Below are 13,175 nucleotides of genomic sequence, written 5' to 3'. Positions count from 1 at the left end.
AGTTAAGGGTTAGATGTAAAATATTTCATCTCAAACCCTCAATTATAACTCATAACTTATAACTCATAACTTATAACTCATAACTCATAACTATGTTATTAGAAATAGTATCACCAGAAGCAAAATTATTTTCAGGAGAAGTAACTTCTGTATCTTTACCAGGAGTGAATGGTAGTTTTCAGATGTTAAATTTTCATGCTCCCATAGTTTCTACTTTAAAGCAAGGTGCTGTAAAAATTGCAGCTTCAAGTTTTAAATTTGATAAAGATGTTGAAGATAAATTTACTAAAATTAATGATCAAAACTATAGTCTTGATATCAATTCGGGAACTATAGAAATGAAAGACAATAAAGTAATTGTTTTAGTAGATTAAAAAATTTAAAATAAAGAGTAAAAGCCAAGCAGTATTGTTTGGCTTTTTTTATTTTTGAATATCTAAATTACTAATTGTTTTTAAGGTATAAAAACATGAAAAATTTCCCTAATAATCTTTCTTTAAAAATCGAACTTCGCAAGCAAAACAATGCTTTGCGTAAATTGTCCATTCCAAAAGATTTGATAGATTTTTCATCTAATGATTATATTGGTTTTGCTCTATCAGAAACTATTTTTCAGGAATCTCATCAATATCTTATTGATAAAAATATCAAAACAAACGGAGCGACAGGTTCTCGATTATTGTCTGGAAATCATCAATTGTATCAAGAAGCAGAAAAACGTATTGCCCAATTTCATCAGTCTGAATCAGCCTTAATTTTTAATTCGGGTTACGATGCCAATGTTGGTTTTTTTAGTTCAGTTCCTCAAAAAGGCGATTTTATTTTATACGATGAATTAAGTCATGCTTCTATTCGCGATGGATTACAATTGTCAAATGCAAAATCATATAAATTTAAACACAACGATTTAGACGATTTAGAGCAATTAATTTTACGAATTCAAAAGGAGCATTCTGAAATTTATATTGTTACCGAAAGTGTGTTTTCTATGGATGGAGATACGCCAAATTTAAAAGAACTAGTTCAACTTTCTAACAAATACAACTGTTATCTGGTTGTTGATGAAGCTCACGCTCTTGGTGTTTTTGGATTAAATGGTGAAGGAATTCTACAATTAGAGGAAATACAGAACAATGTTTTTGCAAGAATAATCACTTTCGGGAAAGGGCTAGGTTGTCACGGAGCAGCAATAGTAGGAAGTTTAGAACTTCAAGAATATTTAATTAATTTCTCAAGAAGTTTTATATACACCACAGGGCTTTCTCCTCATGCTGTTGCAACAATTTTAATAGGGTATCAACATTTAGAAGAAACAAAAAATATTCAAAAATTAAAAGAAAATATCATTCATTTCAATCAAGAAAAAAATGTATTTGGTCTAAAACCTTTATTTGTTAGAAGTAAATCGGCTATTCAATCGGCAATAATTCCAGGGAATGATGCTGTAAAGGCAATAGCAAATCAATTTCAAGAAAAAGGATATGATGTAAAAGCCATTTTATCACCAACGGTTCCAGAAGGACAGGAACGATTGCGGTTTTGTTTGCACAGTTATAATTCTAAAGAAGAAATATCAGAAGTATTGAAATTGTTGTCTGAATTGGTTTTTAAATAATATAAACTAAAAATCGTTGCGAACTTTGCGCATTCTTTGCGAACTTTGCGGTTAAATAAAAAATATGAAACTATTTATAACAGGAATCGGAACAGATGTAGGAAAGACCGTAACAGCAGCAATCTTAACCGAAGCTTTAGAAGCCGATTATTGGAAACCCATACAAGCCGGTGATTTAGAAAATTCAGATACACATAAAGTACAAGAAAGGGTATCAAACAAAAAGTCTTTTTTTCATCCTAATGCCTATGCATTAAACACTCCTGCAAGTCCGCATTATGCTGCGGCAATAGACGGAATTACTGTTGATATTAATCAAATCATTGAACCTAACACGAGCAATCATCTAGTAATAGAAGGAGCGGGAGGCGTTTTAGTGCCATTTAACCATGAAAATTATATTATAGATTTAATTCAGGAAGATTATAAAGTAATTTTGGTTTCTCGACATTATTTAGGAAGTATCAATCACACATTGCTAACATATGAAGCCTTAAAAAGCAGAAATATCAAAATAGAAGGAATTATATTCTCTGGTGATGAAAATAGAGCCACCGAAGAAATAATTTTAAAAAATACGGGAGCCACTTTTATAGGAAGAATAGACAATGAACCCTATTTTGACGCAAACGTCACGAAATATTATGCCGATAAGTTTAGAGAAAACCTTTTAGGACTGCAATAGCAATCCCAATGACAATTTCAAAAATTAATTTTAATCTTGAAACGAAAATTGCAACCATTTAATCTGAAATCCAATGACATTATCTGAAAAAGATCAATTATACCATTGGCATCCTTATACTCAACATCAAACAACGGGTTTGTTGCCAGCTATTGTAAAAGGAGAAGGGGCTTTGCTTTGGGACGAGAACGGTAAAGAATACATAGACGCTATTGCTTCATGGTGGGTAAACCCTTTCGGGCATTCCAATCAAGTAATTGCCGATGCTATTTATAAACAATTGACTACTTTAGAGCATGTGCTTTTTGGAGGATTTACTAATAAACCCGCTGTGTTTTTGGCAGAAAAGTTAATGGAGATTTTACCATCCAACCAAAAAAAAATATTTTACTCTGATAATGGTTCAACTGCAGTTGAAGTCGCAATTAAAGCTTCACTGCAATATTTTTATAATAAAAACCAAAAGCGAACCAAAATCATAGCGCTTGAAGATGCTTTTCATGGCGATACTTTTGGAGCTATGGCATCAAGCGGAATCACTTTTTTTACCGAAGCTTTTCAAGGGTCATTATTAGAAGTGGTTCGAATTCCAGTTCCAACTCCAGGAAACGAAACTGACTCTTTTCAAGCTCTCGAAAAATTGGTTCAAACAAACGAATTTGCTGCCTTTATTTTTGAGCCGTTATGTCAAGGTGCCGCTGGTATGGTTATGTATGCACCAGAAGTTTTAGATAAAATGATTGCACTGTGTAAAGCCAATAGCGTATTTACCATTGCCGATGAGGTTATGACTGGTTTTGGCAAAACAGGCAAAACACTCGCGGTTGATTATTTAGAAACAAATCCAGATATGATGTGCTTGTCTAAAGCCTTAACAGGAGGAACTATTCCTATGGCAATTACTACTTTTACTCAGGAAATATTCGACGGATTTTTAGACGAAGATGTGAACAAAGCTTTTTTTCATGGTCATACTTTTACGGCAAACCCAACAGGATGCGCAGCTGCTTTAGCGAGTATAACTTTGTTAGAAACCGAAGAAATGCAAAAAAACATTCAACGAATTCATGATTTACATTTAGTTTTTGAGCAAAAAATAAAATACCATTCAAGAGTTAAAACCACTCGAATTCTTGGAGTCATTTTTGCTTTAGAACTCAAAACTGAAAATCAGGAAAGTTATTATGGTAATTTAAGAAATAAACTGTATCACTTTTTTATAGAAAACGGCATTATTTTACGACCAGTGGGTAATACCGTTTATATCTTGCCACCTTATATTATTACCAATCAACAACTCGAAAAAGTGTATCAAGTTGTTGAAAAAGCATTGGAAATAGTTTAAATTTGTTCAATTATAATATAGAAAATACTACTTTGTCTAAAACTATTTCTATTACGTCAATCGCAACAATTTCTCCATTAGGAAATAATCCCGAAACTATTTGGAACAATTATTTGACCAACCAGCATTGTTTTGTAAAGAAAGAATTCAATAATCATAAAGCGTATGTAGCAGTTTTAGATTTTGATAGCAAAAATGAGGTCGAAAATTTAAAAAATGAAGACATCAAATACAAATCATTAGATTCATCTGTTTTATATGCAATGGCAGCATCTCGTAAAGCGGTTACTCAATCTGGATGGTCAATCAAAGATGTTTTTGGAGTGAATATAGGATCGTCAAGAGGCGCAACAGAATTGTTTGAGAAACACCATAAAGAATTTCTTGAAACAGGAAAAGCACAAACTTTAGCCTCGCCAACCACCACTTTAGGAAATATTTCCTCTTGGGTAGCACATGACTTGCAATGTCAAGGACCAGAAATTTCACACTCTATTACTTGCTCAACTGCATTGCATGCTTTGCTAAACGGCGTAGCTTGGCTTCGTGCTGGAATGGTAGATAAATTTTTAGTGGGCGGAAGTGAAGCTCCTTTGACCAATTTCACTATTGCTCAAATGCAAGCTTTAAAGATTTATGCGAAAGAAAATCAGGATTATCCTTGTCGAGCTTTCGATTTAGAGAAAAAGCAAAGCTCTTTAATTCTTGGAGAAGGGGCAGCGGTTTGTTGTTTAGAAATAGGTAAATCACCTAATGCGCTGGCTTATATAGAAGGGATTGGTTATGCGACTGAAATTTTAGAGCATAACATCTCTATTTCTACAGAAGCAAATTGTTTTCAAAAATCCATGAAAATGGCATTAAATGACACTAAAGTTTCAGATGTTGATGTAATTGTAATGCATGCCCCGGGAACTATAGCGGGAGATAAAACAGAATTCAAAGCGATTCAAAAAGTTTTCGGAACTGATTTACCTATGCTTACTACTAATAAATGGAAAACAGGTCACACTTTTGGAGCTTCTGGGATGTTAAACATTGAAATGGCTATCTTGATGATGCAACACCAACAATTTATTGGAGTTCCTTTTGCAACAAAACAACCAAAACGAAAAGCTATAAAAAAAGTTTTGATAAATGCGGTTGGTTTTGGTGGTAATGCAGTGAGTATTTTGTTGTCAATCTGATTTTTAAGAAGGTTCTAATTCTTTAACTTTTCCGTAAACTAGATTGCTTTCAAATCCTTTACGAAGTAAATAATCGCAAAATTTCTTCCTTTTCTTTAGAGGATTTGATTCTGATAAACTTTCCCAAAACTTTTCAGTTATAGAATTAAAACTTTGCAAATATTCTTCAGGCGTTATTTCTTTTAAAGCTTTGTTGATATTGTAGGTAGAGATATTTCTAAATTTTAATTCGTTTACGATTCTAATTTTACCCCAATGTTTAATACGGTGTTTCCCTCTAGCAAAACTACAGGCAAAGCGTTCTTCGTTTAAGAAATTGTTTTGTATAAGATAAACAACTACCTCATCAATTTCTGACGGCGAAAGTAATAACTCTCTAGATTTTTTTATCACATCCTCATGACATCGTTCCTGATAAGCGCAATAATGCTCTAACTTTTTTTGAGCTTCTGTAAGGGAATGAGTTTTTTGCATTGCACGAAATTTTTGATATACAAAAATAGCTGAAAACAAATTGGTATTGAAATTTTAATTAAGAGGGATTTAGGAAAATTAAAAAAATAAGATGTTTCTTATATTATTTGCATCTTGTTTTTTTTATACTTAAAAATCTTTCATCACCATATTTTAATTTTTAGTTATAATCTAACTTGCTTTTGTTTAAAACACAACATTTTTATTATGCACTGTTAAAATGTGTTGATTTTTATTGTTTTTTTACCTTTAAAACAGATTAATTATTTGTTTTGTTTTTGTTGAAAAAATTGTAAAAATGAGCGATATTTATATATTACATTGTTTTTAATTTTATTGAGAAACGTGAATTTAACATATTTGTTAACAATTAATTAAAATAAAGTGACTGATATTAAGTAAATTAAATCTAAATTTGTTAACCCTAAGTTTAATTGTCATGTTATACCTGTTTTTTTATATTCAAAAATTAGGGTTAAACGTATGTATTGTTGTTATATGATAAGAATGAATAACCTAATAAGTTTTTATTTAGCAAAATGCCACATTATAAAATGAAAATAAAATTACTTTTTTTCCTTATATTTTTTTCAATATTCTGTTTTGGGCAGACAAATATTTTAACTGAAACATTTGGTTCAACATCGACTTTACCCATAGGTTGGGTTAGCTCTAATACAGCTAATGGTTGGAATGGAAATATATCTTCACCTTCATCTACATATTCTGGATTTTCGGCTGGAGCAAACGCAATTTTTAATGGTACTGGTGCAAATGGAGCGGTACACACTTTAACTTATTCAAATAATTTATCAACTATAGGGTATAATTCAATTACCGTTTTGTGGGGAGGGCGAGGTACATCTGCATTTACTGGAGTGATAACTTTTGAATGGAGTTCGGACGGAACAACATGGAATCCAGTTACATATACTTATGTACAGGCAGGAAATGCTTGGGATTTAGTGAATTCAGGAGCAAGAATCCTTTTGCCTGCTGGAGCTGAGGGTTTATCAAATTTAAGATTAAGGTGGTCAGCGGCTACAACAAATTTAGGTAATTATAGAATAGATGATGTTACAGTTCAAGGGAATTGTTTATCTCCTCCATCTGCTCCACCTGGGTTAATAGCGGTTTCTTCCTATTCATCTTGTGGTCCAGCTACGTTAAGTTTTGCGCCAGGATATTATTGGCAAACAACTTCTTTAGGTAACAGTTTGTCAAATCCAACTTCTTCAGATTATATTTTGAATAGCACAGGAACAATATATGTAAGAGCATACAATGCTGGATGTTGGAGTGCAACCGATATGAATACAGGTTTAATTACTATAAACCCTTTATTATCAATTACAACCCAGCCAACTAACATAGCAATTACAGATGGTACAAATACAACTTTCGCCGTAGTTGCTGCAGCGGGGGTAAGTTACCAATGGCAAGTAGATACTGGAAGTGGTTTTACAAATTTGGTTAACGGACCTCCTTATTCAAATGTCCTTACTGCAACAATGAATGTAACAGCGGCTTCACTTGGAATGAGTGGGTATTTATATAGATGTATAGTTACTGGTACAGCTCCATGCACAAATGTAATTTCTAATACTGCAAGTTTAACAGTAACAAATACTCCACCAAATAATCCTACAAATTTAACATCTTGTTTTAATAACACAAGTGTAGATTTATCTTGGACAGCTTCTTCAGGTGGGTCAGCTCCAGATGGATATATGGTTTTTGTTCTTCCCGGCGCAACTGCACCTGCATCTACATCTGCTGCTGCTGGTAATGCCTCAGCTTATACTGAAAACTCCAATTTTTCTCTAGCCGCAGTAGTAACTGCATCATTAGGAAGATGTGTTTACAAAGGAGTTGGAACTTCGGTTATAGTCACAGGACTTACCAATGCTACAAACTACTCTTTTACAGTGGTTGCTTACAGAGGTAATACAGCAACAGGATGGAGTTCTGGAGTTAATAATATTGGTACGTGGCGATTAACAAATGTTACAACTGATATGCCTGAGGTTACTGGTTTGTCTGCAACTGTAGGAAACAATCAATCATTTGTTTCATGGACAAATGTTGCAAGTGTTTCAGTTTGCAGTTATCAATATTTAATAGTTGCCAATCAAGGAACAGTTTCCTTTACGCCGACTGGAGACGGAACTGCTTATACGGCAAATAGTGTTTACAGTGGTTCCAATCAGGTAGTTTATAAAGGTGCTGGCACTAATGTTACAATAACCGGGCTAACAAATGGGCTTAGTTATTGTTATAGACTTTTTGTTCGACGGGGTACAGAATGGAGCAACGGAGTTTCAATATGTGCAACACCAAATTTAGTTTATTGTGCTTCAAGCGGAAACACAACGTTTAGTACCTCAGTAACAAATGTTATATTAAACACCATAAATAATTCTAGTGCTAAACCATCAGGATATAGCGATTACACTGCTATTTCAACCAATTTAACTTCGGGATTAACCTATCCTCTTTCGGTGAATGTAAACACAGCAGGGAACTATGAAGTAGATGGCTATGCTTGGATAGATTTTAATAAAAACGGTCTTTTTACTGATGCTGGTGAGTCGTTTAATTTAGGGAGCGCGATTAATGTAGCAAATGGAGTTTTATTTTCTTGTCCATTAAGTATTACTATTCCAGCTAATGCCGTTTTGGGTACTACAAGAATGCGTATAACCGCTTCTTATGATCTAGGAATTAATGAGTGTTCTACTGCATTTGATGGAGAAGTCGAAGATTACACAATAAATATACTTGCTGGGTGTACTGCTGTAACCATAACAACTATAACTCCAAATATGGCTCCTATTGGAACTGAAGTAACCATAAATGCGGCCTCAGGACTATCAGGTGCAACCGCAACTTTTGCTGGTTTTACAGCGATTCCGGTCTCTAGTTCTGCTACTCAATTAGTGGTTAAAGTTCCTCCAAGTGCAGTGACAGGGAATTTAGTTGTTACTAATGCTGCACTGTGCGCAGGACTACCAACTGCTTATTCCATTATTAAAGAAGATAAAACCAGTTGTGATGGTGTTGGAGGAACATTTAATGATTTAATTATTTCAGAAGTTTTTGATACAAATGCGGGGAATGGTTTTTATCTAGAGTTATACAATCCTACCAATACTGCAATAACTCTAAACGCAGCAAATCCAACGTATAGAATTGAGATTGATAATGATAAAGACGGTGTGTTTAATGGCGTTAACAGAACAATAAATATTACTGGAACGATTCCCGCCGGAGGAGTCATAGTTTATAATCTTGGAAACAATACACCTAGTGAATCTCCTTGTACAAGTGTTGCAACAGTTAATTTTTTCGGAACCGGAACAAATGCTAATGACGGTATTTACCTAACCAAAAATAATGTAATTATTGATAGAGTAGTTACTCCAAATGAAACAGGATATTCAATGTTGAGAAATTTAACAGCAGTTGGTCCTACTACAACCTACAGTGCCGCCGATTGGAGTATTTCAGGAACTGAATTATGTGCCAATTTAGGGTCGTTTCCAGCAAATCCAAAATTAGCTCCAACAGTTACTTTGAATCCAACCTATTCGCCAAGTTGTAAATCTACTAGCTTAGTTATAGCCGGTTCAGAAGGATACAATGACCCGGGAGACGTAAAAGAGTTAGCGTATCAATGGTATGTTTCTGCCCCAGCTCCAGCAGTTACAGATTGGACAGCTCTTTCAGATGGTGGAATTTATAGTGGAACTTCAACGCTTAACTTGTCAATATCTAATATTTCCGGGGTTATTAATTATCAGTATTATTGTCAAATTCGAGAGAATACAAATACCTGTTTTGCAGCCACGACTGCTGTTAAAATAACTGACGGAGGTGGAGTTACTTGGAACGGAGTAGATTGGCGAGATGCAAGTAATGCAATTTCAGCTCCTACAATTGGTAAACTCGCTATAATTAATGGAGCATTCAATACAGCAACTCATGGAAGTTTTGATGCTTGTAGTTTAGTCGTCAATTCACCATATACCGCAGTAATTAATCCAAATGATTACATCAACATTAAATATGACCTAACAGTAAACGTAGGGGGTAATTTAATTGTACAAAATAATGGTAGCTTGGTGCAAATAGATGATAATGGTGTCAATACAGGAATCATTTCTATGCAACGTACCCCAACAATTCTTAGAAGTACAGATTATATCTATTGGTCATCACCGGTTTCTAATTTTCCAGTAGCACAGGTAAGTCCTGCCTCATGGTTAATATATAAATGGATACCTACTATTTCAAGAACCCCACTAGCCAGTGATTTTGGAGGTTGGTTAGCTTGTTATGGAGATACTATGTTACCTGGTAAAGGATATATTATAAGAGGTTTAGATACCGTAACCGCTACTTTTACAAATGATGCAACTCATGGAAGCGGTGTAATTAATAATGGAGTAATTAATGTTGGAATTGAAAGTAGTACATACGACGGACCTGATTATACTTATTTAAGCGGAAGTACTACATTAACGGTTAATAAAGATAATGATAATTATAATTTATTAGGTAATCCGTACGCATCGGCAATAGATGCGGATACTTTTTTAACAGTCAATACAAACATAGAAGGTCATGTTAAGTTATGGTCTCACGGCACAGCAATTTCTGCTTCAAACGGACAATCATTTTATAATGGTTTTGTATTAACGTATACGGCAAGTGATTATGTTTTTTGGAATAAATTAGGTCCTTCTACTGGACCTCAAGCTTTTAATGGAAAAATTGCTGCAGGGCAAGGCTTTTTTGTAACGATGAATCACAGTCCAACAGTAACTTCTGGAAACATAATTTTTAATAATTCGATGAGGAATAAGGGTTATAATAATTCTAATTTTTTCAGAACTTCTAATGCTTCAAAACCAAGTAGAATATGGCTTGACATAACAAACGACACAGGAAGTTCTATAAGGACTTTAGTGGGTTATGATAAAGAGGCAACTACAGAAAAAGACAGAATGTATGATGCTAAAATCAATGTAGATTCCAATTTAAATATCTATTCATTAATTGATACAGAACCTCAAATTATTCAAGGTCGACCAATGCCTTTTGATAATAAGGATAGGGTTTCACTTGGAATAGTTATTCCAGCCAAGCCCTCAAATAGTGCGCCATCAGCAAGCACTTATAAAATAGGAATTGCATTTGTTGATGGGATTTTTAATAAAGAAAATCAAGATGTTTTTTTAGAAGATAAACTGCTAAATAGTATTCATGATTTAAGAAAAGAACCTTATGTTTTTACAAGTAACGCAGGGAGATTCGACAATCGATTTGTATTGCGATATACAAAAACTTCTTTAGGAATTAATGATTTTAATACTTCAAAAAACAATGTTATAGTTGCTACTAGCGATGCCCAGATTAAAGTTAAATCGAATAAAGAAAATATTATAAGTGTTACAGTTTATGATGTTTTAGGGAGAGAGATATACAATAAGGACAACATTAATTTTAGAGAATTGAATATTAAAGATATTAAAGCCTTTCAACAAGCATTAATTATTAAAGTAGTTTTAGAAAACGGTCAAGTAATTTCTAAAAAGATAATTTTTTGATAGCAGCATTAAACGAATAAAAAAATCCCATCAGTAAATTTACTAGATGGGATTTTTATTTTTATTTTCCTTTAATAGATGCTTCTAAGTTTCTTTCAATTTTATGATCTGGTCGCGACCATTTAGGTTTTTCTCCTAGAGGTGTAAATTGCGAATCAGAGGCTTCTACAGTTGTGGGTTGCGTGATTTTTATAAATGGTTTTTGAGGAATAAGGCCTAATGCTTCAAACATTTTCATATCTTCATTTACATCAGGATTTGGAGTTGTTAGCAATTTATCTCCTGCAAAAATAGAATTTGCTCCAGCAAAGAAACACATAGCTTGTCCTTCTCGACTCATATTCATTCTTCCCGCCGACAAACGAACTTGAGTTTCAGGCATAATGATTCTAGTAGTGGCTACCATTCTAATCATTTCCCAAATTTCTACTGGCTTTTCATCTTCAAGAGGAGTGCCTTCAACAGCAACTAAGGCATTTATTGGTACTGATTCAGGTTGCGGATTTAAGGTAGAAAGCGCTACTAACATTCCGGCTCTATCCTCTATAACTTCTCCCATGCCAATGATTCCTCCGCTACATACAGTTACATTAGTTTTACGAACGTTCTCAATAGTCTGTAAACGATCTTCAAATCCTCTAGTTGAAATTACTTCTTTATAATATTCTTCAGAGGTGTCTAAATTATGGTTATAGGCATATAAACCTGCTTCGGCAAGACGTTGCGCTTGATTTTCAGTAATCATTCCAAGTGTGCAACATACTTCCATGTCTAGTTTATTAATGGTACGAACCATTTCTAAAACTTGATCAAATTCGGGACCATCTTTTACATTTCTCCAAGCTGCACCCATACAAACGCGTGAAGATCCATTTGATTTTGCCCGTAAAGCTTGGGCTTTTACTTGATTTACAGACATTAAATCGTTGCCTTCTATTTCAGTATGGTATCTTGCCGCTTGAGGGCAGTAGCCACAATCCTCAGGACAACCACCTGTTTTTATAGACAAAAGAGTAGAAACCTGAACAACATTTGGATCGTGATGCTCTCTATGAATAGAAGCCGCTTCGTAAAGCAAATCCATTAAAGGTTTGTTATAAATAGATATGATTTCTTCTTTAGTCCAATTGTGTTTTGTAATACTCATAGTAGCATTTTTATAATGCTTCAAAAGTAGTTAAATAGTTCTAATATAACAATATTCAAAATATCTAAATACGACACGAATTGCTAAAAATTATTGTTAGCTAAAGAGTATTTATAAAAGCTATTGCAGTAGCTTTGTCTTTTTCTAATTGTTGTTGGAGTAATGCTAGGGATTCAAATTTTTCTTCTGCACGAATATATTTCAGAATTGAGATTTTAATTTTTTGATTGTAAAGATTTAAATCGAAATCTAAATAATATACTTCAATTGATTGTTTTTCCCCATTTACGGTTGGATTAGTTCCTATATTCATTATGCCATATACTGTATTGTCATGCAGCATACTTTTTACTATATATACTCCGTTTTTTGGTATGAGTTTATAATTTTCTTCAATTATTAAATTAGCTGTAGGAAAGCCAATAGTCCGACCTAATTGTTTGCCTTCTTTCACAATTCCTGATAGAAAATAAGGATAGCCTAAATAGGCATTAGCAAGGACAACATCACCTTCTTGAAGTGCGTTTCTTATTTTTGTAGAACTTATAGATACTTCTTCTATTTCTTGAGCTGAAATTTGCTCAACCTCAAAGTCATATTTTTCCCCAAAAAGAATTAAATCTTCAATATTTGCTGTTCGGTTTCTTCCAAATCGGTGATCGTAACCTATGACTATTTTATTAATTTTAAGTTGGTCAACAAGAATGTTCTTTACAAATTCTTCGGCAGTTAGTCTAGAGAATTTTTTGTCAAAAGGATGAATGATTAAATTATCAAGACCTGTTTGTTCTAATAGTTCTGCCCGCTCGTGAATGGTGTTTAATAATTTTATTTCAGAATGCTCTTGTAAAACCATTCTAGGATGTGGGAAAAAAGTAAGAATTACACTCTTATAATTGGTGTTTTTCGCATTATCAAGTAACTTTTCAATAATTTTTTGATGTCCAATATGTACTCCGTCAAAAGTACCAATTGTTACAATTGTTTTTTGTTGGGTACGGAAAGTTTCTATAGAATGAAAAATATTCAAAATGGTAATTTATAAAAGTACAAATTTAGTTTATCAATTCGATATTTAATAATTTGAAGTAGAGTTTAATTTAACAATCT

Annotated in this window: 9 protein-coding genes; 6 read left to right on the top strand and 3 right to left on the bottom strand. The window is 33.4% G+C overall.

What is annotated here, in order from left to right; translation table 11 throughout:
• Positions 1 to 92: 92 nt before the first annotated feature.
• The 5 genes from ACFQ0S_RS10985 to ACFQ0S_RS10965 all read left to right on the top strand — a co-directional run bounded on the left by ACFQ0S_RS10985 (position 93) and on the right by ACFQ0S_RS10965 (position 4,832).
• On the top strand, positions 93 to 374 hold the full coding sequence (locus ACFQ0S_RS10985) for a F0F1 ATP synthase subunit epsilon (RefSeq protein ID WP_379757609.1): 282 nt from the start codon (positions 93 to 95) through the stop codon (positions 372 to 374).
• Between the two features lie 95 nt (positions 375 to 469).
• Positions 470 to 1,615 (top strand): aminotransferase class I/II-fold pyridoxal phosphate-dependent enzyme, encoded by a 1,146-nt coding sequence (locus tag ACFQ0S_RS10980; RefSeq protein ID WP_379757606.1) that lies wholly within the window; start codon positions 470 to 472, stop codon positions 1,613 to 1,615.
• Positions 1,616 to 1,679: 64 nt separating this feature from the next.
• Positions 1,680 to 2,300, top strand: a complete 621-nt coding sequence (gene bioD / locus ACFQ0S_RS10975) for a dethiobiotin synthase (RefSeq protein ID WP_379757603.1) — start codon at positions 1,680 to 1,682, stop codon at positions 2,298 to 2,300.
• 73 nt (positions 2,301 to 2,373) lie between these two features.
• Positions 2,374 to 3,645, top strand: a complete 1,272-nt coding sequence (bioA, locus tag ACFQ0S_RS10970; RefSeq protein WP_379757601.1) for an adenosylmethionine--8-amino-7-oxononanoate transaminase — start codon at positions 2,374 to 2,376, stop codon at positions 3,643 to 3,645.
• A gap of 32 nt (positions 3,646 to 3,677) precedes the next feature.
• Positions 3,678 to 4,832: a beta-ketoacyl synthase N-terminal-like domain-containing protein gene (locus ACFQ0S_RS10965; protein WP_379757912.1), complete on the top strand. Its 1,155-nt coding sequence runs from the start codon at positions 3,678 to 3,680 to the stop codon at positions 4,830 to 4,832.
• A gap of 3 nt (positions 4,833 to 4,835) precedes the next feature.
• Here ACFQ0S_RS10965 and ACFQ0S_RS10960 read toward each other — a convergent pair whose 3' ends face one another.
• On the bottom strand, positions 4,836 to 5,306 hold the full coding sequence (locus ACFQ0S_RS10960) for a regulatory protein RecX (RefSeq protein ID WP_379757598.1): 471 nt from the start codon (positions 5,304 to 5,306) through the stop codon (positions 4,836 to 4,838).
• A 554-nt stretch (positions 5,307 to 5,860) separates the two neighbouring features.
• Between ACFQ0S_RS10960 and ACFQ0S_RS10955 the strand changes: the two genes are divergently transcribed.
• The gene (locus ACFQ0S_RS10955) at positions 5,861 to 10,918 is read left to right on the top strand and encodes a GEVED domain-containing protein (protein ID WP_379757595.1); all 5,058 of its coding nucleotides are present in this window, start codon (positions 5,861 to 5,863) and stop codon (positions 10,916 to 10,918) included.
• Between the two features lie 61 nt (positions 10,919 to 10,979).
• On the opposite strand, the gene bioB is transcribed toward ACFQ0S_RS10955, so the two are convergent.
• Both bioB and ACFQ0S_RS10945 read right to left on the bottom strand, forming a co-directional pair.
• Entirely contained in the window at positions 10,980 to 12,065 is a 1,086-nt protein-coding gene (gene bioB / locus ACFQ0S_RS10950) for a biotin synthase BioB (protein ID WP_379757592.1), read from the bottom strand.
• 100 nt (positions 12,066 to 12,165) lie between these two features.
• The gene (locus tag ACFQ0S_RS10945; protein WP_379757589.1) at positions 12,166 to 13,095 is read right to left on the bottom strand and encodes a bifunctional riboflavin kinase/FAD synthetase; all 930 of its coding nucleotides are present in this window, start codon (positions 13,093 to 13,095) and stop codon (positions 12,166 to 12,168) included.
• Positions 13,096 to 13,175 lie beyond the last annotated feature (80 nt).

Source organism: Flavobacterium myungsuense (assembly GCF_042677265.1).
GTDB lineage: Bacteria > Bacteroidota > Bacteroidia > Flavobacteriales > Flavobacteriaceae > Flavobacterium > Flavobacterium myungsuense.
The sequence above is the reverse complement of the archived record's forward strand: the minus strand, read 5'-3'. Positions and strand labels throughout refer to the sequence as shown.

Excerpts from the sequence above, each read along its gene's own strand:
- ACFQ0S_RS10985 (WP_379757609.1), top strand. The coding sequence starts at position 93 with ATGTTATTAGAAATAGTATCACCAGAAGCAAAATTATTTTCAGGAGAA.
- bioD (WP_379757603.1), top strand. The coding sequence starts at position 1,680 with ATGAAACTATTTATAACAGGAATCGGAACAGATGTAGGAAAGACCGTA.
- ACFQ0S_RS10980 (WP_379757606.1), top strand. The coding sequence starts at position 470 with ATGAAAAATTTCCCTAATAATCTTTCTTTAAAAATCGAACTTCGCAAG.
- bioB (WP_379757592.1), bottom strand. The coding sequence starts at position 12,065 with ATGAGTATTACAAAACACAATTGGACTAAAGAAGAAATCATATCTATT.
- bioA (WP_379757601.1), top strand. The coding sequence starts at position 2,374 with ATGACATTATCTGAAAAAGATCAATTATACCATTGGCATCCTTATACT.
- ACFQ0S_RS10955 (WP_379757595.1), top strand. The coding sequence starts at position 5,861 with ATGAAAATAAAATTACTTTTTTTCCTTATATTTTTTTCAATATTCTGT.
- ACFQ0S_RS10960 (WP_379757598.1), bottom strand. The coding sequence starts at position 5,306 with ATGCAAAAAACTCATTCCCTTACAGAAGCTCAAAAAAAGTTAGAGCAT.